Source organism: Allochromatium vinosum DSM 180, assembly GCF_000025485.1.
In the GTDB taxonomy this organism is placed as follows: Bacteria; Pseudomonadota; Gammaproteobacteria; order Chromatiales; family Chromatiaceae; genus Thermochromatium; species Thermochromatium vinosum.
On the sequence record NC_013851.1, the window covers coordinates 3,246,568 to 3,270,475 of the forward strand.

The window sequence follows — 23,908 nt, forward strand, 5'->3', positions numbered from 1 at the left end:
GCTATCAGGATCGGCGTCGTTTTGCTGTCCCTGATCGCCGCGCTCACGTCAGATTTTGCTCCAACTCGTCCAGCACCGTCAGAGCGGCCTCGAAGTCATAGTACTCGATGGCCCGAGTCATCCGGCCCATGAGCAACCCGAGCGCACTGCCCGCCAGCAGCGGGGTCAGTTCATCGACCACATCCGCCGCCTCGGTGTCGTCGTCGAGCAGCAGAGCACGCAAGCGAGCCAGGATCGGCTCGACGACCGCACGCTCGACCGGAGCCGCACCGGATTCAGCCGATTCCGATCGATCGAGCACCGCCAAGCCGGCCAGCACAGGTTCCAGACAGACCAGCGTCTCGGCCAGAAGCACGTCGAGATGCTCGGCTGATTCACCCGCCTGACAGGCCGATTCCAGCGCCTGAGCCGCTGCCTGCACATCAGGCGCGGCGATATTGCCGGCCACGCCCTTGAGCGTATGGGCGCAGCGCGTGGCGGCCTCGGGGTCGGAGTCGAGCCGCGCCGCCGTGAAACGCACGGCAAAGTCGCCCTGACTCTCGCGGAAGCGGCGCAGAAGCTTGAGATACAGACGCGGATCATTCTGACTGATGGCCAGCCCCGCCTGGGTGTCGATCCCCGGAAGTTCGGGGATCGACTCGACCGGCGTATCCGGGATCTCGATACGGACAGCCGACGCAAACGATGGCAGAACGGCCCGTGCCGGACGAATCCACTTGGCCAGGGTCGCGAACATCTCGCGCACATTGATCGGCTTGCCGATGTGGTCGTTCATGCCCGCCGCGAGCGCCTTCTCACGGTCGCCGCTCATGACGTTGGCGGTCATGGCGATCACCGGCAACCCCGCCAGCTCCGGCTGCTCGCGGATGGCGCGCGTGGCCGTGTAGCCGTCCATCACCGGCATCTGACAATCCATGAGCACGCCGTCGAACCGTGACTCACCGGCGAGCCGTTCCAGCGCCTCGCGCCCATTGGCGGCGATCTCGACACTCAGTCCGTTGCTCACCAGCAGCTCCAGCGCCAGTTCCTGATTGAGTTCGTTGTCCTCGACCAGCAGCACATGGGCGCCGCGCAGACCGGCGATCGCCTCAGAGGATTCCTCCTGACGATTGGGCATGCGTGTGAACTGCCCGCCCCGACGACCGACGGCGTGCATGATGGCATCGAGCAGGTTCGAAGATGTCACCGGCTTGGTCAGGAAACCGGACACACCCAGCTCGACGGCCACCTGATGCGCCGCCTCGTGCCCGTAGGCCGTCACCATGATCAGGGCCGGTGCCTGGGTGATCTCGGTTTGGGCGCACAACCGCCGGATGGTCTCGATGCCGTCCATCTCGGGCATCTTCCAGTCCATCAACACCAGATCGAAGGGTTCCAGCCGATCGACGACACGCAAACGATCGAGCGCTTCACGGCCGCTCGCCGCCGATTCGACGGCGAAGCCGAAGGCCAATAGCATCTGGGTCAGGATCTCGCGCGCGGTGGCATTGTCGTCGACGACCAGAATCCGCAGCGACAATGCTTCGAGTGTCAGACGCGCGGGTTCACTGACGACGCCGGACTGCTGCCCAAGGCGCACATCGAAGCCGAACGTACTGCCCGCCCCCGGCGCGCTCTCAACCCGGATCTCGCCGCCCATCAGCTCGGTCAGACGCGTGGAGATCGTCAGCCCCAGGCCGGTGCCGCCATATTTGCGCGTCGTCGACATATCGGCCTGACTGAACGGTTCAAACAACCGCGCCTGCTGCTCCGCCGACATCCCGATGCCGGTGTCGCACACACTGAAACCGAGCCGCACCCAGTCCGCGCCCTGATCCATCACCCTGACCGAGATCAGGATCTCGCCGCCCGGCTCAGTGAACTTGACCGCGTTGTTGCCGAGATTGATCAGGATCTGTCCCAGCCGCAGCGGATCGCCGACGAGCGCCGTCGGCACCTCGGGGGGCAGATCGAACATCAGTTCCACGCCCTTTTCCTCGGCCTTGAGACCGACCAGATTCGCGAGATTGTCCATCACGTCTTCGAGCCGGAACGCGATGTGCTCGATGTCGAGTTTGCCGGCCTCGATCTTGGAGAAGTCCAGGATGTCGTTGATGATCCCGAGCAGAGACTCAGCCGAGCGGTGGACCTTCTCGATGTAGTTGCGCTGACGCGCGTCGAGTTCGGTCTGCAGCGCCAGATGCGACAGGCCGATGATGGCGTTCATCGGCGTGCGGATCTCGTGACTCATGTTGGCCAGGAAGCTCGACTTGGCCTGCGTGGCCTCCTCGGCCAGCTCCTTGGCGGCCAGCAACTCGACTTCGGCGGCCTTGCGATCGCTGATGTCGATCACGGTCCCGGCCAGATCGATCGGAGCCCCCGCCGAGTCATAGCTGGCCTGTCCCTGCTCGTAGACATGATGGATCCGGCCCTCGCGGTCGATGATCCGGTATTCGACCGTATAGGGCAGATGCCGCGACACGGCTGCATCGATCAACTGTTCGACATGCGCGACGTCATCGGGATGAATGAGGCTGGTATAGGTGCGTACGCCCTTGTGGATGAACGCGCTGGCCGGATAGCCCGATAGTCGCTCGATCTCATCGCTGATGAACAGCATGGTCCAGTCCGAGTCGATCAGACAGCGGAAGACCGTGCCTGGAATGGTGCTGACCAGATTCCGGAACAAACGCTCGCGCGCGGCCAGCTCCTCATCGATGCGCCGGCGCTCGGTGAGATCCTGGCTCATGGCGACGAAGTGCGTCACCTGTCCGCGGCGATTGGTCACAGGCGCGATCGAGACCGAGACCCAATAGAACTCGCCATCCTTTTTGCGGTTGCAGATCTCGCCGTTCCAGGTCCGGCCGCTCAGGATGGTGTCCCAGAGTTCGACATAGAGTTCCGGGGGGTTGAGATCGCTCTTGAGCAGGCGCGGATTCTCCCCGATGGCCTCCTCGCGCGCATAGCCGGTCAGCCGGGTGAAGGCCGGATTGACGTGCTCGATACGGCCCTCGACATCGGTGATCACGATGCACAGCGGGTTCTGCTCGACCACCTGGGCGAGCTTGCGCAATTCATGCGTGCGCTCCTCGACCAGCACATTCAGGCGCGTGCGCGTGCGCTCGCCCAGCCAGACGAGGATCGCGGCCAGGGCCAGCGCCAGGAACACCGTGCTCAGGAGCGCGCCCAGAATGAGCGCGCGCGAGTCGCGGAAAGGCGCCAGCGCCTCATCCAGATCGATCTCGGTGGCCACGCCGACACCCAGGCGGCTCGACCAGCTCCAGGCGCCCATGACGGGCACGCCTCGATAGTTGCGATAGCCCTGTACATCGAGTCCGTCCTGTCCGCTCAACACCGCCTCGGCCAGCCGGGTCAGGGGCCAGGTGGAAGGCTCACTCGTCGGTGCCTGACCGGCCGTCAGATCGACGCCGGGATCACGCACCCTCCAGTTCAGAAAACCGGGCGCGTCGCCGATACGGACCGACAGCGCCTGGGTATCGCTGAAACGCGATGGCGTCAGCAAACGTGCCTGACGGTCGAGCAGATAGGTCTCGCCCGTCTCGCCAATGCGCATGATCGACCCGATCCGGCCGAAGGTCAGGGCCGGATCGAAGCGCATGGCCAGCACGCCGATGATGTGCGCCTCACGTCTTATCGGCGCGAGGATGAACATGGCCGACTCCGAGCGAGCACTCGCGGTCGGCTCGTCTGGACGATCCAGTGTCGTCGGCGGGATGAAGACCGGCTCCCCGGCCAGCGCACGCGCGAAGGCTTCGGGTTCGCGCGTGGCCAGTTGCGACGGACGATCCGCATCGAGCGCATGCACGGCAATGGCGACACGCCCATCGGGCGCGAGCAGTTTCAGATTGGATAGACCCGTTTCCTCGATGTACGTCTGCTGGATTTGGCGAAGACGCTCGCGATCGGCCACCTCGGGTCGCGGCGCACCGCCCGGCGTATCACTGATGAACCGACTGGCCAGTGCGACCAGTGCCGGATGCTCGGCGATATGGTGGATGTGGAGCATCCGTTCATCCAGCCACATCTCCAGCGTCCCGAACGCTGCGCGGTTGAGGGTTTTCAACGTCTGCCCGATCTCGGCGCGCAGTCCGCGCTCCATCCGACCGAATCCATGACCGGCCAGGATCAGGATCAGGGTCAAAAAGATCCCGACCACCAGCAGAGCGATCTGGCGCAGATTGCGCCGGTCGAACAGCCGGTCCTCCGCGCCCTGATGCGAGTGCCGCAACAGGATCAGGAGCAAAACCGCCAAGGTCGTCAGAACCGCGACGCCGATCAGGAGCCGTATGGAAACCGGCCAGAATGCCTCGCCCTCCACCGGCTCATTGCCGACCACAGCTGTCGTCGCGTACAGCCAGCGCTCCCTGAGCTGATTGAGCTCTTCCGGGGTGACGCGCGCCATTGCCTTGCCGAGCGCCGAGTGCAGCAACGGCCAGTCGCTGCGCACCCCGATGCGCAGCCCGGCCATGTTCGGGTCGACGGCATCGACCTCACCCGAGATCAGCAGATTGGTCAGCAGATTGCCGGCGATCTGATAACGCACCACGGCATCCCGGCCGATGGCGGCATCGGCCTGTCCGAGCGCAACGGCTTTCAGCGAGTCGAGCGCATCCGGGGTCGGGAGGCGCTGAATGTCCGGATAGTGCCGGCTCAACAGACCCTCGATGAAGAAGCCGGCCGGAAAGGCGACCACCCGCCCACGCAAGTCGGCCAGCGTCGCGAAACGCTGGTCGCGACGACTGACGATCACATTGGGCGTTGTCGCATAGGACTCGGTGAAGAGCAGATCGGCGCGCCGCGCCTCGGTGGCGACGATGTTGAGCATCAGATCGAGCCGTTTGTCGCGGATCTGGTCCATGAAGGCGTTCCAGTCCGACCCGGTGTGATACTCGACCCGCAGACCGAGTTTGTCGGCCAGCAGGTTCAGATAATCGATCGAGAGGCCGCGTGGCTCACCATACCTGTTGAAATTGAAGGGCGGCCAGTTGCGCTCGTTGTGCGCGCGGATGACGGGATGCTCGTGCAGCCAGGCGCGCTCGGCCTCGCTCAGGGGGATGTCGGCGCTTGCGGCCACTGTATGGGCCAGGGATTGGACGCCAGCCGGCCCCAGGACGACCACGAGCAGCGTGAAAGCGATGATGATCGTCGTACGCCGGGTCATCGTAAATGTGTGACGACCGGAGAGCTATCCATGACACCGCCCGCCTGCGGGTGGCGTCGACGCCGCATCGCGATCCATGGCACTCGCCGCACCGCTCGGGCTAGACAGGCGCGCCATCGGTCACGGTCTCATTCGGGGCCGTCTCCTCGGCATAGTGGGTTTTGATCTCCAGCACCCTGGGCAGCACGTCCAGGAAGGGCGGAATGAGTCTGGGATCGAAATGCGAGCCGGCGCCTTCCTTCAGGACCGCGACCGCCTGCTCCACTGGCCAGGCTTTTTTGTAGGGACGCTCCGAGGTCAGGGCATCGAAGACATCGGCGATGGCGACGATACGCCCCACGCGCGGAATATCCTCGCCGGCCAGTCCGTTGGGATAGCCCGAACCGTCCCATTTCTCGTGATGGGTCAGGGCGACGATGCGCGCCATCTCCAGCAGATCCGAGTCGCCCGCGTCGCCGAGGATATCGGCGCCGATCTGGCTGTGGGTCTGCATGATCGCCCATTCCTCGGCATCGAGTTTGCCGGGCTTCTGCAGGATACGGTCGGGGATGCCGATCTTGCCGATGTCGTGCATGGGCGCCGCATTCAGCAGCAGCTCGGCCTCCGGCTCGCTCATGCCGATGGCCTCGCCGAGCAGCCGCGAATAGTGGCTCATGCGGATGACATGCAACCCGGTCTCGTTGTCCTTGTACTCGGCGGCGCGTCCGAGACGCTGGATGATGCGTAGACGGGTCTCGTGCAGGCGGGCCGTCTGTTCGCGGACCTTGCGGTAGAGCTCCCGGTTCTGATCGTAGAGCGCGAGCTGGGTGCGCACGCGCGCGAGCACCACCGGCGGACTGATGGGCTTGGTGATGTAGTCGACCGCGCCCAGGTCAAAGCCGCGGATCTCATCTTCGATGCCGATCTTGGCGGTGATGAAGATCACCGGGATATGGCGCGTGGTGAAGTCCCGCTTGAGCTGACGACAGACCTCGAAGCCGTCCATACCGGGCATCATGATGTCGAGCAGGATCATGTCGGGCGGATCACCCGAACGTACGATCTGCAGGGCGCGTTCGCCGCGGGTGGCCGCCTTGACGTTGTACTCGACCTTGAGCGTGTTGACCAACAGGTCGATATTGGCCGGCGCATCGTCGACCACCAGGATCGTTTGTCTGTGAGCATCTATCATTGAGCGACTCCAAATCCGTGAGGAAACGACCCGTCGTGGCCCGGCCCGTCTCGATGCGGCATGAGGCCGCTCAAGCCGAGTTCGTCATGTCCAGATTTAGCACAAAAGCGACTTCGAATCCTTTAACCAGGTCTCGTTCGGGCACAGTCGGGGAGGCGCTTCACGCATTCCCCATCGATGCCCGAGTCTCCATTCTCTGGCGCCCGGCTCGAAGGCACGCAGTGCCTCGACCTCCCAGGGATGGGCTGCATTCTCCGGTCGGATGGGTTTGAGGCTGGTGATATGGAACCGCACGCCGGAGCGCTCGGCGGCCCACTCAGCAAGGATGCGCGTCATGTAGGCCGGATTGATCTTGGTCAGCGTCAGCGAGTTCGCGTGGAGATCGCGTTGCGGATGCTTGAGATAGGGATTGGGGGGCGTCTCAGGCGTGACCGGCACATAGACACCCTCGTGCCTGGCGTTCCAGCTGCGTGTGATCAGCAGCAGATCGAAGAAGGAACGGGCCGACTCGCGTGACAGCTCCTCGCGATGGTGTGCGGCCTGATACAGATTCCAGTCAAGCGAACCGGCCACGATTACCAACCAGAGTCCGAGCACCAGAGACAGCTTGAGCCGGAGCTGGAGAGCGGCGCGCAAGCCACCGCCCCCCTCCTGGACGTTGGCATAGCCTGGCATGCCGACCGCGCCCTGAGACGCTCTCGATGTCACGGAATCGACCTCGCTAACTATTTTCACGTCAGCCGCTTCCTGAGGGGGCCACCGATGGGCGAGTCCCTGCAATAACCCAGAGCCAAAGTGTGAAGTCGGACGGACGAAGCAAACAGGGAGAATCATGCTTGATGCGCACTCGCCGGAGACGCTATAACAGTTCTGAGAACCGTTCGACCGGATCGGCGTCTCGGCATCAGGACGCTGCATTCTTCTGACACGCAAGGAGCCGGTTGCACATGAAGCGCTCGTCGATCGCCATACTGCTGGCAGCCGCCGTATCGGCCGGAATCCTGTCGTGCTTGGAGCCGGGTCCAGCGTCCGAATCCAGCCAGGCTCCACTGGAGCTGGCCACGCCGCCGACGGGAGGGGATTTTACACTGGATTCGGCCGCCGGCCCCGTGCGTTTGAGCGATCTGCGCGGGCAGGCGGTGCTGATCTATTTCGGCTACACGGCCTGCCCAGACATCTGCCCAACCAATCTGGTCTCGATCGCCAAGGCGCTGCGTTCATTGCACCCTGCCGAGTTGGACCGCACGCGCGTGCTCTTCGTCAGCGTCGACCCCGAGCGCGACGATCCTGAACATCTGGCGAGATATGTCGCCTATTTCCATCCCAACGTCCTGGGTCTCACCGGAACGCCCGAGCAGTTGGCCCAGGTCGCCAAACGCTATGGCGCGGCCTATCAACGTGTCGAAGACACCGGCTCGGCCATGGGCTATCTGATCGATCACTCGGCCTTCACCGCTGTCGTCGACCCGAATGGACGCCTGGTCCAGACGCTCGGCCACGCCAGTCCGCCCGAGACGATCCGGGCAGCAATTCGCACGGCGCTCGGCACCGAACCTTGATCCATCACCGGAGACTTTCGAACATGCATGCCATCCGCACCCTGTTTGCCGGCGTACTCCTGTCGGGCGCCAGCCTCACGCTCAGTGCCGCCGGTCTGGAGGTCGGCGATCCCTATGTCCGCGCCGTACCGCCCGGGCAGTCCAACAGTGCCGCCTTCATGTCGTTGCGCAACATCTCGACCGAGGACCAGGCGCTGATCGGTGCCGAGAGTCCGGCCGCCGAGACCGTCGAGCTGCACACCCATGTCGAGGAGAACGGCCTGATGCGCATGCGCCGGATCGGGCGCATCGTGTTACCGGCTGGCGAGACCACGACGCTGGCGCCCGGTGGACTCCATGTCATGCTGATCGGACTCAAGTCCGAGCTGACTCCCGGCCAGAACGTCGAGCTGACCCTGATTCAGGACGACGGCGAGCGTATGGTGATCCAGGCTCCCGTGCGCCGCCTGGAACCCATGCATCACGCGGCGCATTGAGTCCGCACGGGAAACGGTTACGAACTCTTCGAGCCAACGGCGGTCTACCGAACCATCCAGGCACGCCCCCCGGATACCCATGTATCCGGTTTGACCCAGGGGCCAAGCGTCTGATATACATTGCCGGATTTTTTCCCACCCCAACACCCACAGGTCGTTTGTCGATGGCTCGAGACGGCCGCGAACACGAACAGAATTAGGCACTCGCATGAAGAAGACTTGGCTGACAACGGTTTCAGTGGCGGCGGTTTTGGCGAGCGGTCTGGCGCAGGCCGCCGAGGAACTCCAACCGGCAGACCCCGCGCGGGGCGAGACGAAGGCCAACACCATCTGCATGGCGTGCCATGGCCCTCAGGGTAACAGCGTCGTGCCCCTCTGGCCCAAACTCGCCGGCCAGCATCCCGAATACATCATCAAGCAGTTGATGAACTTCAAGGCCGGCGAGCGCTACAACGTCCAGATGACGCCCATGGCGATGCCGCTCACCGAGCAGGAAGTGCTCGATGTGGCCGCCTATTTCTCGACCCAGACCCAGAGCGGCGGTCAGGCCGATCGTGAGTTGGCTGAAAAGGGCGAGGCGATCTATCGCGCCGGCAATCCCGCGACCGGCGTGCCCGCGTGCAGTGCCTGCCATGGTCCGGCCGGCATGGGTCAGGGTCTGTCGAAGTTCCCCCGTCTCTCGGGTCAGCACGCCGACTATGTCAAGCAGACCCTGGAATACTTCCGCAAGGGCGAACGCGCCAATGACCCCAATGGCATGATGCGCGGTGTCGCCGCCCGCATGAGCGACCAGGAGATCGCCGCTGTGTCGCAGTACATCCAGGGCCTGTCGAAGTAAGATCGCCCCTCGACCGGATGGACCGAAAAGGCCGCGTATCGCGGCCTTTTTCACGCCGAGACGGATTGCTCTCCCCCGCCGGCCCCCGATCACAGCGCACAAGGATTCGTCATGACCATCGACCCCACCGTGGCCAGTCGCTTTGCGCGTCTGCGCTGGATGATCTACGTCATTCTCGTCCTGGCCTATATGACGGCCTTCTTCCATCGCATGGCCCCTGGCGTGGTCTCGGCGGAACTGATGGCCGCCTTTCAGACCAGCGGGGCGGCGCTCGGCTCGCTGGCGGCGATGTATTACTACATCTATACCGCCATGCAGATCCCGGCCGGGGTGCTGGCCGATACCCTGGGGCCACGTGTCGGAGTCGCGATCGGCTGCCTGGTGGCCGGAGCCGGTTCGGTGCTGTTCGGTCTGGCCGAAACCTTCGAGATCGCCTCGGCCGGTCGACTGCTGGTCGGACTCGGGGTGTCGGTCATCTTCGTCGGGCTGATGCGTTCCAATACCCTCTGGTTCAGCGAGCGCGTCTATGGCGCCATCAGCGGTCTGACCCTGCTGCTCGGCAATCTGGGAGCGATCCTGGCTGCCGGTCCGCTGGCGCTGGCGCTCCAGGCCACCTCCTGGCGCAACGTCTTCGTCGGCATCGGGCTGTTCTCAGGGCTGATCGCACTGCTGTCGATCCTCTTCGTGCGCAGCCGGCCCGAGGATGCGGGTCTGCCCTCGGTCCAGGAACTGGAGGGACGCCAGCCCCACCCGCCGCGCGCACGTCACTGGCTGCTCGATCTGCGCGGCGTGCTGACCACGGGCGCGGTCTGGCCGAGCTTCTTCGTCATGTTCGGTGTCACCGGCAGTCTGCTGGCCTTCGCCGGACTCTGGGGCGTACCCCTGATGCGCGACAGCTTTGGTCTCGATCGCACCGCCGCCTCGCTCTACACCACGGTCGCGCTGAGCGGGTTCGCGATCGGCTGTCTGGCGATGGGGGCGCTCTCGGATCGTCTGGGGCGGCGCAAGCCGGTCATCGTCGGGGCGAGCGCGCTGTCACTGCTGCTGTGGCTGGCCTTGACCCTGCTGCCCTGGGGTCCGGGCTGGAGCGGACTGCTGCTCTATGGTCTGTTGGGGCTGGTGGCGGGCGGCTTCGTCGTCGGCTATGCGGTGGCCAAGGAGGTGGTCGCCCCCGGTGTCGCCGGAATGTCCATCGCGCTGGTCAACACGGGACTCTTCCTGGGCGCCGCCATCATGCAGCCGGCTTTCGGCTGGGCCATGGATCTGACCTGGGATGGCGCGCTCGCCGACGGAGTGCGGGTCTATGCGCTCGCCGATTACCGCAACGGACTCTGGCTCTCGGCCGGATTCGCCGGTGTCGGTCTGATCGCCGCGCTCTTCGTGCGCGAGACGCGCTGTCGCAACATCACGCTTTCGGCTTGAGCCAGGTCGCGGCCAGTTCCTCGGCGATCATGGGTCGGCTGTAGAGATAGCCCTGCCCTTGCAGGCAGCCCTCGCCAAACAGGAAATTGGCCTGTTCGCGCGCCTCGATGCCCTCGGCCAGCACCTCCAGCCCGAGCGTGTGGGCCAGAGCGATGATGGCGCGCGCGATCGAGTCGTCGTTGACGTCGTGCGTCAGTCCCTCGATGAAGGAACGGTCGATCTTGAGCCGGTTCAGCGGCAGGCGCTTCAGATAGGACAGCGACGAGTAGCCGGTTCCGAAGTCGTCGATGGCCAGGGTGACGCCCAGCGCGCGTAGCGCGTTCAGGGCCAGGATGGCCATCTCAGCGTGGCGCATGAGCTTGGACTCGGTGACTTCCAGCTCCAGGCGCCTGGGATCGAGTCCGGTGCGCTCCAGGATCTCGGCGACCTGAGCGGGAAGCTGCAAGCGTTCCAGTTCGCGCACCGAGAGATTCACGGCCAGACGCGGCACATTCAGACCACTGGCGTCCCAGGCGACCATCTGACGGCAGCCCAGCTCGAGTATCCTCAGACCCAACTCGTCGATCAGCCCCAGATCCTCGGCCATGGGGATGAAGAGACCCGGCAGCAGCACCCCGAGCTGCGGATGACGCCAGCGGCAGAGCGCTTCGACGCCCATGAGTTCGCCCGTGATCAGATCGACCTGCGGCTGATAGTACAGCTCGAACTCCTCACGCTGCATGGCCAACCGCAGATCGTGCTCCAGGTGCAGACGCTCGATCGCGCCCGCCGACATGGTCGGCTCGAAGAAGCTGAACCCATTGCGACCGGATTTCTTGGTCTGGTACATGGCGATGTCGGCGCGCCGGACCAGCGTCTCCAGGTCGAGTCCATCGTCCGGATAGAGACTGATGCCGACACTGACCGTAACGAAGAACTCCCGTCCTTCGAGGCGCAGCGGCCGACTGAAATCGTCCATGACACGATCGACGAAGTGCATGATGAAACGCGGCTCCGAAATGTCCTCCAGGATGATGACGAACTCGTCGCCGCCGAGCCGCGCGATGGTATCGACGTCGCGAATCTGCGCCGACAGGATCTCGGCGACCCGACACAGCAAGGCGTCTCCGACATGATGCCCCAGGGTGTCGTTGACTTCCTTGAACCTGTCCAGATCCAGGAACAGGAGTGCGAACCGGCGCTGATAACGCTTGGCGCGCTGCAGGCATTGTTCCAGACGTGACTGGAAGTAGGCACGATTCGGCAGGCCGGTGAGTGCGTCGTGGTGTGCCAGATAATCGAGACGCTCACTGGCTTCACGCAAGCGCTGACGCTGACGCACCGCCTCGGTGCGGTCGATGATGGCGCAGACATAGTGCAGCGCGCCCTCGGCGAGGCTCGCAATCGAGGCGATGTGCAGATCACCGATGAAGTCGGCCTCCCCCTTGGCGCGAAAGCGCACCTCGGGGATGACGATCGCGGCATCCGCATGCAAGCTGTCCCAGGCGCTGACGACGGTCGCCTGATCGGATTCGGCGATCAGCCGAACGAAGAAATGCTGATGGAACTGGGTGCCGCGCAAATGAAACAGTTGCTGCGCCGCCAGATTGGCCTCGTGGATCAGTCCCTGGCGATCGATCACCAGCTCGGCGATCGGCAGGGTGTTGAAGAAGGAGGAAAAGCGCGCCAGTGCCTCCTGGATGCGCTGCTGGCTCTGTACCAGTTCCTCGTTCTGGATCTCCAGCTCGGCCTGGTAGATGCGCAGGTTCTCGATCAATGCCTCTTGGTCCGGATCCTGGCGGCTCAGGAGCTCCTCGGCCAGATCGAAGCGCCGCGCACGCAGCGCGGCCAGCGCGCGCTCGCGTAGCCCGGAGGCGGGAGCGGCGAGCGCCTCCTCGAACGCCCTCGCGCTGCCGAGGCGCCTGGACCGAGACGGCGGCCGGCTATTCATGCCGGCGATCGGTCCAGTCCGTGATATTGATATGGCTGACGACGACACCGGCGCGCGGATGCCGGATCGGCGCTACATGCATCAGATACCACTGAGTCCCGTCATCGGATGACACCGCGTACTCCAGACAGAAGGCGGTGCGCTCGCCGGCCATCACCTGCTTGATCCCCGCCTTGACCTCGCCGGCATGCGGCGCATTGGCCAGCCGACCATTCTCACATGCGGCCAGATAGTCGCCACCGACGCCGGTCTCCTCGAGCTCAGGGTCGCCGTGCAGACGCGCGAAATCGCGCCAGGCACTGTTGACCATGGTCACGACGCCCTTGCTATCGAGCACCGCGACATGCTCGGGCAGTGAATCGAGCACCGCTTGCAGGTGCTCGACGTCGCGCAGGGTGGTGACATCGACGAAGGTTGCGACCGCGCCGCGCGGTTCGCTGGTGCGCACCGCATAAGGCAGGACGCGGACCAGATACTGACGATTGTTGGCGGCCTTGATCTCGTGTTCGAGCATCTCGCCGCGGGCGATGGTCTGGCGCAGATCCGTGATGAAGTCCGGATACTGGAGCAGGTTGGTGAAGTCGTCGATCGGGCGGCCCAGATCGCCGTCGCGGATCTTGAAGAGCGTCGTGGCCTCAGGCGTGAAGCGGGTCAGACGCAGTTGCGAGTCGACAAAGACGGTCGCGATCGAGGCGGCCTTGGCCATGCTGTCGAGATCGGCGTTGAGCCGGTTGAGGATCTCGATCTTCTCCTGGTTCTCGGCATTGACCGTATAGAGTTCCTCGTTGACCGATTGCAGCTCCTCGTTGGAACTCTGCAACTCCTCGTTGGAGGCCATGAGTTCCTCGTTGGTCGCCTGAAGCTCCTCGTTGGCCGTCTCCAGCTCCTCGATGGTCGCCTGGAGGCTCTCGCGGGTCGCGGCCAGTTCGCGTTCCAGATTCTCGATGCGCTGGCTGGTCTCGCGGTCGAGACTGATGGTCTCGATCGCCGTGGAGGTCTCGCCGTCGATGATGCGCAGCGTACCCGGCTCAGGCGGCATCACATCGTCCGGACCATAGCTGGTCACAGGCTCGAAGGACAGCAGCAGATGCAGCTCGCCACCCGGCGGCTCGACCGGACGCGCTACCAGACGCAACCGCTCGGTACGGTCGTCGGCCAGTGCAAGCCCGATGATGTCCGAGCGCAGCGGCACGCGATCGCGCGCGGCCTTGTAGAGCAGCGCCTTGGCGACGGCGACCAGCGAGCCGGGCAGCAGCTTGGACAGATCAAGACTGACACTGCCCTCGCCGATGCGCAGATAGGGGCCGACGTCGCCGAAGACGTGCAGCAGGTCGTGACGCTGGTTGAGCAGCAGACTGGTTGGCGCATAGCCGTGCAGCAGTTGCCCCTGAGCCGCATCGATGGCGGCCGCATCAGTGGTTACGCCACGAGTGCGCACGCCCGGACGCGGCGGCGCGGGCACGATGGTCGTCTGGCGCGTGCGCGGCGGATTGGCCGCGTCCAGCGGCAAGGCGACATGACGCAGGATGCGATAGATCTTGTGCTTGGAACTGACCGCCGTGAAGTCAGTGTGCAGGTTGGCGATGGTCTCGCTCGGACCGAGGAAGAGGAAGCCACCGGGCGCCAGGGCGTATTGCAGCCGGCGCAGGGCGCGTTCCTGGGCCTCGGGCCGGAAATAGATCAAGAGGTTGCGGCAGGACACCAGATCCATCCGGGTGAACGGCGGATCGTCGAGCAGATTGTGACGCGCGAAGACGATGCTCTGGCGGATCTCGGTCTTGACCACGAAGTGGTTGCCGCGTTTGATGAAGAACTGCTCCAGACGCTCGGGCGAGATCTCGGCGGTGATGGCCTCGGTGAAGACCCCGGCACCGGCGACCTCGATGTTCTGCGGCTCGACATCGGTGGCGAACAGCTTGAAGTTCGGCCAGCGGCGCGCTTTCTCGAACGCCTCGGCAAAGAGGATGGCCAGCGAATAGGCCTCCTCGCCCGTGGCCACGCCCGGCACCCAGACCCGGATCGGCTGGTTGCCGTTGTGGTCGCTGACGATGGTGCGCACGGCGGTCTCCGCCAGCACCTCGAAGGCGTCCGGGTCGCGGAAGAAGCTGGTGACGGGGATCAGCAGTTCGCGTCTCAGGGTCGCCAGCTCGCCCCGGTCGGCACTCAGCAGCCGCACATAGTTGAGCAGGTCCGGGGTCTGGCGCACCTGCATCCGGCGCTCCATGCGCCGCATCACGGTGGCCGGTTTGTACTCGCGGAAATCGATGCCGCCCGAGTGCTGCAACAGGTGCATGACTTCTTCATGCGCGCTGTCGCGGTCGATCTCCATCGCCATCGAAGGCGGGCGCACCTTGGGCTGGGGACGCTGGTGGATGTGGTCGAGCAGACGCGGCCCGATCTCCTCGGGCGGCAGGATGGCGTCGACCAGACTGGTGGCGATGACGCTGCGCGGCATGCCGTCGAATTTGGCCGTCTCCGGGTCCTGGGCGACCAGGAAGCCGCCGGCGTCGTTGATGGCCACCGCGCCGCGCGTGCCGTCCGAGCCGGTGCCGGAGAGGATGACGCCGATGGCGTGATTGCCGAACTCCTTGGCCAGCGAACTGAAGAACAGATCGATCGGCAGGGTCAGCCCACGCGGGTTCTTCGGACTCAGGCGCAGCACGTCACCGCTGACGGTCATCAGACTCGCCGGCGGGATCAGATGCACCCGATTGGCCTCGATGCGCATGTCGTGCTCGACGGTCACGACCGGCATGGGCGTGTGACGCGCGAGCAGATTGCCCATCATGCTCTTATGGTCGGGCGACAGATGCTGGACGACGACATAGGCCGCCCCCGTATCTGTCGGCAGTCCCTGGAAGAACCGCTCCAGGGCATCGAGCCCCCCGGCCGAGGCGCCGATGGCCACCACATAGCCATCGAATCGACCGGGGATCGATGCCTGATTACCCTCTCCCGTCGCTTTCGGGTCGCTGGACATACCACTAGGCTCCTGTCTGCTGTTCGTGTCGAACCGCATTCACGATGACAGCGTGGTTTCGAGAGCCTGCCAGTCCGAGCATCGCCCCGGCAACTGTCTTCAGCAACGCGATTCGAGTATCCGGCCCATTATAGGCGAACCCTGTGCAGGTCAGTTCCGGACGCTCGCCGGTCGCGCCAGGGCCAGACCATCGATCACCTGCATGGTGCCGATCCCGACCAGACCGCCGATCAGCATCGCCAGATAGAGCACAGCGACGGGCTGCTCGACCAGGGCGAATGTGAGTAGCGCCAAGCCTGCTCCCAGCTCCAGGACACCGCTGCGCCAGAGGGGCGTGCGCGCGGTCTTGCGGTCGCGGGCCTTGGGCGTGCGCACGAACTCGGTGCGATGACCCAGCAGCGCCTCCAGTCCGCCGCGCGCGTTCGACAGCAGCAATCCGCTCGTCAGCGCCAGGGCGCCCAGGATCTCGATCGCCGTCCGGCGTATCCCCTCATCGCGCCCAGCCATGGTCAGAAACATGATGGGCGCGGCAAAGCCCAGGACGGAGGTCACGGAGGCCACGACGCTCAGTCCGGCGCCGCCGACCACGGCACCGGCCATGAAGGGTAGCCCCATGATGAGACAGGCCACGCCGACCACGAAGGCCAGCGGCTGGCCGATCTGAAAGCTGATCATGATCTTCTGCCAGATGGGCAGACGCCGACTGCGCCAGACCAGCGGCGTCAGCTTGATGAAGCACTGCACGAAGCCCTTGGTCCAGCGGAACTGCTGGACGCGCCAGGCGCGCGCCGAGACCGGCAGCGAGCCGGGTACGACCAGATCGCCCATGAAGCCCGAGCGCCAGCCGGCGAGATTGGCGCGCAGACTCAGATCCAGATCCTCGGTGAGGGTGTCGCCGTCCCAGCCGCCGGCCTCGTCGATGGCCGCGCGACGCCACAGCCCGCAGGTGCCGTTGAAGGGCAGCGGCAGACCCAGACGCCAGCGCGCTTCCTGTTCGACGCCGAAGTGCGAGTCGAGCAGACGCGCCTGGATGCGCGTGAGCAGACTCTCGTCACGGTTCAGATGCCCCCAACGGGTCTGGACATAAGCCAGATCGGGGTTGGCGACGAGCGCACCGACCGTCCGCTGCAGGAAGTCCGGCGGTGGGATGAAGTCGGCGTCGAAGATGGCCACGAAAGGCGCCTCTGAGCGCTCCAGTCCGGCGGCCAGTGCTCCGGCCTTGAAGGCGGTACGCTGGACGCGGTGCAGGAGTTCGATGTTCACCCCCTGCTGTTTGAGCACTGCCACGGCACGCTGACTGATGGCGAGCGAGCCGTCGATGCTGTCGTCGAGCACCTGGATCTCCAGACGGTCACGCGGCCAGTCGAGGTCCATGACCGCCTCCAGGATGCGTTCGACCAGATCACCCTCGTTGAAGAGGGGCAGTTGCACCAGGACGCGCGGATGTTCGGCGTCGGTGAGCTTGGCTACGGAGAGCGGCCGGCCAGGCATGAAGCGTCGCGCCAGGGTCAGCGCGACCAGATTGAGCGAACAGAGTGCCAGAATGACGAGGCCGAGTATCAGGTAGTACTCGACCGAGGTTTCAGCCGCAAGCATGGCTTGAATTCCGCTGGGTGAGGGATGGACTGGAGACAGAACGAACACCGGATCCAAACCGACCGCGAGCGGCCGAGAGGCTGCCGCCTCTATCCGATGCCTCTTTAAGAATCATCGACGGAGGCCGGAACGCGCCCCCTGGACGTGACGAATGTCTTGCTGCGATCAATGGTGATACAGCATAGGTTGGTCGCTTGCCGACAGCAAGTCCGGCACACAATAAATTACAGGCAGGACTCCCGAAACGCTGACCGGCGCGCGACTCGCGACGCACTCACGCAAACGCCCTCGGGAGTGAGGGCGTTCTCAGTCGCGATCCTGGCACGAGCGGCCAGAGTCAGCCTTCGCCGGTGATGCGCTCGTACTTGGCGCGCAGCTCGTCTTCGGTCTCCTCGTGAGAGGGATCCTTGATGATGCAGTCGACGGGGCAGACTTCGACGCACTGAGAGGTCTCGTAGTGTCCGACGCACTCGGTGCAGAGACTGGGTTCGATCACATAGGTCTCGTCACCCTGCGAGATGGCGCCGTTGGGGCACTCGGGCTCGCAGACATCACAATTGATGCATTCATCGGTAATCATCAGGGCCATCGGAATACTCCTTCTGCTTCGTTCGAAATCAGGTTGGGTGGTGTGTGGCGCGGATCTTATCCAAACCGCGCGCGCAATGCAGCCTGTACCGTCGGCGTGACGAAGGTCGAGACGTCGCCCCGGAGCCGGGCGATCTCGCGCACCAGCGACGAGGAGATGTAGGCATACTGCTCGGCCGGGGTGAGAAAGAGCGTCTCGATGTCGGGGGCCATGCGCCGATTCATGCCGGCGAGCTGGAACTCGTACTCGAAGTCGGAGACGGCGCGCAGTCCGCGCATGATGACGGAAACCCCGAGGGTACGCGCGAAGTTCACGAGCAGCCCCTCGAAGGGCAGGATCTCGACATTGGGATCACCTGCCACGCTGCCGCGCACCAGTTCCACCCGCTCCTCGGTCGAGAAGACGGGCGTCTTGCCGGTATCGGCCGCGACCGCCACCACCACCCGATCGAACAGACGTGCCGCGCGATGGATGAGATCCACATGTCCGTTGGTGATGGGATCGAAGGTTCCTGGATAGACCACGGTGCGCAAGCGTTGGCTCCTCAGTTGGCATGCCCGACGGGCGGCTGTTCGGCTCGGTGGTCGAGCGTGACACGGCCAAGACCGCCGTCGGACCACCGGCGCGCAACATAGCACAAACCGCACGGGCTTACCGAACGCCGGGGCGTCAGACCGAGCCGACCCTGGCCAGACCGTAGCGCACCTGACCGGCCGTCTTGTCGCGGATCAGCTCCCACTCTTCGGGCAGCGGCGGAAAGCCGATCTGAATGGGCGCTTCGAGATAGACCCGCGCCTCGGGTGCCAGCCAGCCATGACGGCCGAGCCGCTCGATCGCCGGGGCGAGCAGTCCCTCGGCGAAGGGTGGATCGAGCAAGACCAGATCGAACGGCTCGCCGCCGCGTTCCAGCCAGACCAGCGCATCGGCCTCATGCACCTGGAGACTGGAGGCGCCGAGCATCCCGGCATTGGCGCGCAATTGGCGGGCGACGGCGGCGGCGCGCTCGACCATCACCACCTCGCCGGCGCCGCGCGAGAGGGCCTCGAAGCCGAGTGCCCCGCTGCCGGCGAAGAGATCGAGACAGCGCGCACCCTCGATCAGGGGCGCGACCCAGTTGAACAGCGTCTCGCGCACCCGATCCGAGGTCGGGCGCAACCCTGGCTGATCCGGAAAGCTCAGACGGCGGCCGCGATGGCGACCGCCGATGAGACGCAACTGATTGGCGGGACGATCCTTAGTGCGTGCCACGGGCCACTGACACCTGCTCGGTTCCGGAACCTGATTTGGCCTCTGCCGATGCGGCACCGGCCGTGACGATGGCCAGCCGCTCGGGATGGACGCGCCGCACGAAAGCATCGCGGATCTGCTCGGCCGTGACCGACTCGATGCGCTCGCGGAAACGGTCGAGATAGTCGAGCGGCAGATCATAGAAGCCGATCACCGCCAGATACTGCACGATGTTGCTGTTGCTGGCGATCTTGAGCGGGAAGCCGCCGGTGATGTTCTTCTTGGCCGCCGTCAGTTCCTCCTCGGTCGGCCCCTGGTCGATGAAGCGCTTGAGCGTGTCGAGCATCACCGAACGCGCCTGTTCGGCCTGATCGTTGCGCGTCTGGAGTGACATCACGAAGAGGCCGGGCTGGGCGAGCGGCAGGAAAGCGCTGTAGGTGCTGTAGGACAGCCCGCGTTTTTCGCGGATCTCATCCATCAGGATGGAGACCAGACCGCTGCCGCCCAGGATGTGATTGCCGACATGGAGCGCGAAATAGTCCGGGTCGCCGCGACGCATCCCCGGCTGGCCGGCCAGCACCGTGGTCTGACTCGACGGGAAGTCGATCGATTTCAGTATCGCGTCGGTGAGTTCGGGCACGGCGGGCAGGGATGCGGCCGGCTCGCCGCTCGGCAGCCCGGCGACCAGTCGCTTGGCCAGCGCCTCGGCTCCGGAGCGGTCGAGATCGCCGACGATGGCCAGCACAGCGTTGGAACCGACATAGTGGCGGGCGTGGAAATCGATCAGCTCAGCGCGCTTCAGGTCGGCGATCGACTCGGGCGTACCGGACGGATCGGCGGCATAGGGATGGGCGCCGAAGACCGCGCGATAGAGCGCCTTCTGCGCCACACTGCGCGGTGACTCGTCCTCCTGACGCAGGGCGATGAGCCGATTCTGACGTACGCGCTCCAGCTCGTCCGGCGCGAAGCTCGGATGCGCGATCAGGGTCGCGAAGGTGTCGACGGCGGTGTCGAAGGCCGGCCGGCGGGTCAGGGTGCGCAGCGCGACCGTGGCCATGTCGCGATCGACGTCGGCGCTCAGGACGGCGCCGACCCCATCGAGCCGGTCGGCGATGGCATCCGCGTTCCAGTCGCCCGCGCCCTCGCTGAGCATGGCGGCCGTCATCGAGGCCAGACCGGAACGCTCGCCGTCGCGTGCGCTGCCGGCGGCGAACACCAGACGCACGTCGACCATGGGAATCTCAGGCGCGGCGACGAAGAGCACGCGCGTCCCATTGTCGGTGTTCCAGGTCTGGATCTCGGGCGTGGCCTGGACCAGCAACGGGCTGGCGAACAGCAGAGTTCCGGCGAGCCAGGCCGTCAGGCGACGCGCGGCACGATCGATCCGGTCGGACTGTCGTTCAACGCACATGGGTTTGTCCTCCCTGCTGGGGGGTAGCGGCGGCCTGTGTGGTTTCCATGGGTTGCGGGTCGAGGATGGCGACCGTCAGCCGCTCGGGGGTCAGATATTTACGCGCCACGGCCTGGATCTGTTCGGGCGTGACCTCGGCGAGCCGGTCGACATAGGTATCGGCCAGACGCCAGTCGAGCCCGATGGTCTCCAGCAATCCGATCTGCATCGCCTGATAGAACAGCGAATCGCGCTCGAAGACCTTGGCAGCGATCACCTGATTGCGCACCCGCTCCAGCTCGGACGGGTCGACCGGCTCGGACTGGACGCGCGTGATCTGGTCGCGCAGGGCGGCTTCGAGCGTCTCGGCGGTCTGGCCCTTGGCCGGCACGCCCTCGAACAGGAACAGCCCCGGCAGACGCTCGAAGGCGCGATAGCCGGCCCCCGCCGAGGCGGCGATCCGGGCTCCGCGCACCAGTTCGCGTGACAGACGCGCACTGTCGCCGCCGTCGAGGATCGAAGACAGCATCTCCAGTGCATAGGGTTCCCAGGGTTCATCGGCATCGGCCAGCGAAGGCGTCTTGTAGCCCATCAATACATAAGACTCCTTGGCGGGAGCCTGGACGCGCAGTCGCTTTTCGCCGAGTTGCTCGGGTTCGGCGCGGGTCTTGGGCGGCCGGATGGTCTCGGCGGCCAGCGGGCCGAAGTGCTTCTCGGCCAGCGTGAAGACCAGCTCGGGATCGACATCGCCCGCGACCACCAGGATGGCGTTGTTCGGCGCATACCAGAGTCGATACCAGTCGCGCACGTCTTCAAGACTGAGCTGCTCCAGATCACCCGGCCAGCCGATCACCGGATTACGGTAGGGCGAAGCGTCATAGGCGGTGGCGCTGAAACGCTCGTAGGTCAGGGACTGCGGATCGTCGTCGGTCCGCATGCGCCGTTCTTCCTTGACCACCTCCAGTTCCTTCAGAAACTCCTGTTCGCTGAGTTTGAGATGCCGCATCCGCTCGGCCTCCAGCTCGAAGGAGACTTCCAGCCGGTCACTGGCGAGGTTCTGGTAGTAGGCCGTGTAGTCGCGCCCGGTGAAGGCATTCTCCTCGCCGCCGTTCTCGGCGACGATACGCGAGAACTCGCCCGGTGCCAGACGTTCGGTGCCCTGGAACATCATATGTTCAAGCAGATGAGAAACCCCTGTGATGCCGCCGTACTCGTAGCTCGACCCGATGCGATACCAGACCTGCGAGGTCAGGATGGGCGCGCGATGATCCGGCTTGACCAGGATCTTGAGTCCGTTGTCGAGCCGGCGCTCGTGGACCTCGGTCGCGGCCAGGGTCGCGAGGGACGGCAGGAGCAGTATCGAAAGCAGTAAGCGTGGGACGATCGATCGTCGTAGCATGAGCAATGATGAACCCTTGGCTGATTTGAACTGGATCCGCATCGATCGGCGCCCGGTCGATAAGGTTCGGGGCGATCGAGCGGACGATCTGGTAGCATTGGGCGCCGAACGCAATGGCCGAGCGCCACCCACCCGATCATCGACCCTGAAGCATTACCCTATGTTCCGTTTCGGAAAAAAACAGGAGACGCCCAATCCGGCGGCTCCGGCTTCAAAACCCCCCGAATTGAGTGAGGCCAAGCCGGATTCCGCGCCACGTGACGCGGCACAAACCCAGCCGGCGAGCGAACCCTCGGCACCCAAGAAGCCCTGGTTCGGCAAACTCTTTCGCTCGAACAAGCCGGCGCTCGCCGAGCCGGAGCCGACCGCGACGCCGACGATGCAGCAGGCGCCGGTCCCTGTCGCCGTCGAACCCGCACGCGCGCCGTCGCCGCCGAAGACTCCCGAGCCCTCGACCGTCCTCAGCCCGCGACCTCAGGCCGATTCCGGCGCCGAGTCCGAATCCGCGCCCAAGCGCGGTGCACTCGCACGTCTGCGCGAACGCCTTTCCAAGTCGCGCACCCAGCTCGGCGGCGGACTCGGCAGCCTGCTGCGCGGACGCCAGAAGATCGACGACGACCTGCTCGAAGAACTCGAAACCCTGCTCATCACCGCCGACGTCGGCATCGAGACCAGCACGCGCCTCATCGCCGATCTCACCGCGCGGGTGAAGCGCAAAAAAATCACCGACCCCGAGGCGCTGCTCGCGGCACTCAAGGAGGATCTGCGGACCATCCTGCGCGCCGTCGACGGTCCGGTCAAGCAGCCTGCGCCCGGCAAACCGCAGGTCGTCCTCATGGTCGGCGTCAACGGTGCCGGCAAGACCACCACCATCGGCAAGCTGGCCAAGCGGCTGCAAGAAGAAGGCAACAGCGTCATGCTCGCCGCCGGCGACACCTTCCGCGCCGCCGCCGTCGAGCAGCTCGAGACCTGGGGCGAGCGCAACGGCGTGCCGGTCGTCGCCCAGCACACAGGGGCCGACTCGGCCTCGGTGATCTTCGACGCGCTCCAGGCGGCCACCGCGCGCGGAGCCGACGTGCTGATCGCCGACACAGCCGGGCGCCTGCACACCAAGACCAATCTGATGGATGAGCTGTCCAAGGTCGCGCGCGTGCTCAAGAAGCTCGACCCCGAGGCGCCGCACGAGGTGATGCTGGTGGTCGACGCCACCACCGGCCAGAACGCGCTCAACCAGGCCGAGCACTTCCATCGCGCCGTGGGTCTGACCGGCATCACGCTCACCAAGCTCGACGGCACGGCCAAGGGCGGCATCCTGTTTGCCATCGCCGAGCGGCTGCGGGTACCGATCCGCTTCATCGGTGTGGGCGAATCGATCGAGGATCTGCGCCCCTTCGACCCCGACGAGTTCGTCGAGGCTCTGCTCGGCTAGCGCGCTGGTACGTTAGCCTGAACCGCTCCAGCCGAGCACGCCCGGAAACCCTGCGACGAGGTGTGAGCGACCGTGATCCGCTTTCAGAACGTCTTCAAACGTTATCCCGAACGCGGCGAGGCCCTGTCCGCCATCGACTTCGAGATCCAGACCGGCGAGATGGTCTTCCTGACCGGACATTCAGGCGCCGGCAAGAGTACCCTGCTGCGTCTGATCGGCCTGCTCGAACGTCCCTCGCGCGGACAGGTACTGGTCAATGGCCGTAATCTCGGCACCCTGCCGCGCCGCGAGATCCCCTACCATCGCCGCCAGGTCGGCATGATCTTCCAGGACCATCGTCTGCTGCCGGATCGCACCATTTTCGACAACGTCGCCCTGCCGCTGGTGGTGACGGGCGTCCATCCGCGCGAGATCGGGCGGCGGGTGCGCGCGGCGCTCGATCAGGTGGGACTGCTCAAGCGCGAACAGGCCACACCGATGGCGCTCTCGGGCGGTGAGCAACAGCGCGTCGGCATCGCGCGCGCCCTAGTCGGGCGTCCGCCGGTACTGCTGGCCGACGAGCCGACCGGCAACCTCGACCCGGACCTCTCGCGCGAGATCTTCGAACTCTTCGAGCGCTTCAAATACGTCGGCGTGACGCTGCTGATCGCGACCCATGACTTTGGTCTGGTCAACGATCTGCGCCACCGCACCCTGACCCTGGACGCGGGCCGGCTCGTCGGCGACACAGGAGCCTGGTGA

Annotated in this window: 17 protein-coding genes; 6 read left to right on the plus strand and 11 right to left on the minus strand. The window is 65.1% G+C overall.

Annotated features, from left to right (window positions below):
- Positions 1–43 precede the first annotated feature (43 nt).
- From ALVIN_RS14330 to ALVIN_RS14340, 3 genes are all read right to left on the minus strand, one after another.
- On the minus strand, positions 44–5,161 hold the full coding sequence (locus ALVIN_RS14330; RefSeq protein ID WP_012972045.1) for a response regulator: 5,118 nt from the start codon (positions 5,159–5,161) through the stop codon (positions 44–46).
- A 100-nt stretch (positions 5,162–5,261) separates the two neighbouring features.
- Complete coding sequence (locus ALVIN_RS14335) at positions 5,262–6,332, minus strand: response regulator (RefSeq protein WP_012972046.1); 1,071 nt, start codon at positions 6,330–6,332, stop codon at positions 5,262–5,264.
- 96 nt (positions 6,333–6,428) lie between these two features.
- Positions 6,429–7,007 carry a c-type heme family protein gene (locus tag ALVIN_RS14340; RefSeq protein WP_043795691.1) on the minus strand — a complete coding sequence of 193 codons (579 nt, stop codon included), beginning with the start codon at positions 7,005–7,007 and terminating at the stop codon, positions 6,429–6,431.
- 272 nt (positions 7,008–7,279) lie between these two features.
- Here ALVIN_RS14340 and ALVIN_RS14345 point away from each other — a divergent pair, with 272 nt between their 5' ends.
- From ALVIN_RS14345 to ALVIN_RS14360, 4 genes are all read left to right on the plus strand, one after another.
- Positions 7,280–7,891, plus strand: coding sequence for an SCO family protein (locus ALVIN_RS14345; RefSeq protein ID WP_012972047.1), 612 nt, complete (start codon positions 7,280–7,282; stop codon positions 7,889–7,891).
- 23 nt (positions 7,892–7,914) lie between these two features.
- On the plus strand, positions 7,915–8,367 hold the full coding sequence (locus ALVIN_RS14350) for a copper chaperone PCu(A)C (protein ID WP_012972048.1): 453 nt from the start codon (positions 7,915–7,917) through the stop codon (positions 8,365–8,367).
- 208 nt (positions 8,368–8,575) lie between these two features.
- Positions 8,576–9,205: a c-type cytochrome gene (locus ALVIN_RS14355; protein ID WP_012972049.1), complete on the plus strand. Its 630-nt coding sequence runs from the start codon at positions 8,576–8,578 to the stop codon at positions 9,203–9,205.
- Between the two features lie 111 nt (positions 9,206–9,316).
- A complete protein-coding gene (locus ALVIN_RS14360) occupies positions 9,317–10,627 on the plus strand; it encodes an MFS transporter (protein ID WP_012972050.1) in 1,311 nt (436 codons plus the stop codon).
- Here the strand turns inward: ALVIN_RS14360 and ALVIN_RS14365 are convergent.
- The 8 genes from ALVIN_RS14365 to ALVIN_RS14405 form a co-directional block, all read right to left on the minus strand.
- Entirely contained in the window at positions 10,611–12,557 is a 1,947-nt protein-coding gene (locus ALVIN_RS14365) for a putative bifunctional diguanylate cyclase/phosphodiesterase (protein ID WP_012972051.1), read from the minus strand. The genes ALVIN_RS14360 and ALVIN_RS14365 overlap by 17 nt on opposite strands.
- Positions 12,550–15,537 (minus strand): chemotaxis protein CheB, encoded by a 2,988-nt coding sequence (locus ALVIN_RS14375; RefSeq protein WP_012972052.1) that lies wholly within the window; start codon positions 15,535–15,537, stop codon positions 12,550–12,552. The genes ALVIN_RS14365 and ALVIN_RS14375 overlap by 8 nt, the downstream gene beginning before the upstream one ends.
- 150 nt (positions 15,538–15,687) lie before the next feature.
- Complete coding sequence (locus ALVIN_RS14380; RefSeq protein ID WP_012972053.1) at positions 15,688–17,133, minus strand: glycosyltransferase family 2 protein; 1,446 nt, start codon at positions 17,131–17,133, stop codon at positions 15,688–15,690.
- A 337-nt stretch (positions 17,134–17,470) separates the two neighbouring features.
- Positions 17,471–17,722 (minus strand): YfhL family 4Fe-4S dicluster ferredoxin, encoded by a 252-nt coding sequence (locus ALVIN_RS14385; protein ID WP_012972054.1) that lies wholly within the window; start codon positions 17,720–17,722, stop codon positions 17,471–17,473.
- A 56-nt stretch (positions 17,723–17,778) separates the two neighbouring features.
- On the minus strand, positions 17,779–18,255 hold the full coding sequence (gene coaD / locus ALVIN_RS14390; protein WP_012972055.1) for a pantetheine-phosphate adenylyltransferase: 477 nt from the start codon (positions 18,253–18,255) through the stop codon (positions 17,779–17,781).
- 136 nt (positions 18,256–18,391) lie between these two features.
- The gene (gene rsmD, locus ALVIN_RS14395) at positions 18,392–18,970 is read right to left on the minus strand and encodes a 16S rRNA (guanine(966)-N(2))-methyltransferase RsmD (protein ID WP_012972056.1); all 579 of its coding nucleotides are present in this window, start codon (positions 18,968–18,970) and stop codon (positions 18,392–18,394) included.
- On the minus strand, positions 18,957–20,360 hold the full coding sequence (locus ALVIN_RS14400; protein ID WP_012972057.1) for a M16 family metallopeptidase: 1,404 nt from the start codon (positions 20,358–20,360) through the stop codon (positions 18,957–18,959). Before ALVIN_RS14400 ends, rsmD begins: the two co-directional genes overlap by 14 nt.
- Complete coding sequence (locus tag ALVIN_RS14405) at positions 20,350–21,738, minus strand: M16 family metallopeptidase (RefSeq protein ID WP_043796362.1); 1,389 nt, start codon at positions 21,736–21,738, stop codon at positions 20,350–20,352. The genes ALVIN_RS14400 and ALVIN_RS14405 overlap by 11 nt, the downstream gene beginning before the upstream one ends.
- A 160-nt stretch (positions 21,739–21,898) precedes the next feature.
- Between ALVIN_RS14405 and ftsY the strand changes: the two genes are divergently transcribed.
- Both ftsY and ftsE read left to right on the plus strand, forming a co-directional pair.
- Positions 21,899–23,167, plus strand: a complete 1,269-nt coding sequence (ftsY, locus tag ALVIN_RS14410) for a signal recognition particle-docking protein FtsY (protein ID WP_012972059.1) — start codon at positions 21,899–21,901, stop codon at positions 23,165–23,167.
- Positions 23,168–23,239: 72 nt separating this feature from the next.
- Positions 23,240–23,908 (plus strand): cell division ATP-binding protein FtsE, encoded by a 669-nt coding sequence (ftsE, locus tag ALVIN_RS14415; protein ID WP_012972060.1) that lies wholly within the window; start codon positions 23,240–23,242, stop codon positions 23,906–23,908.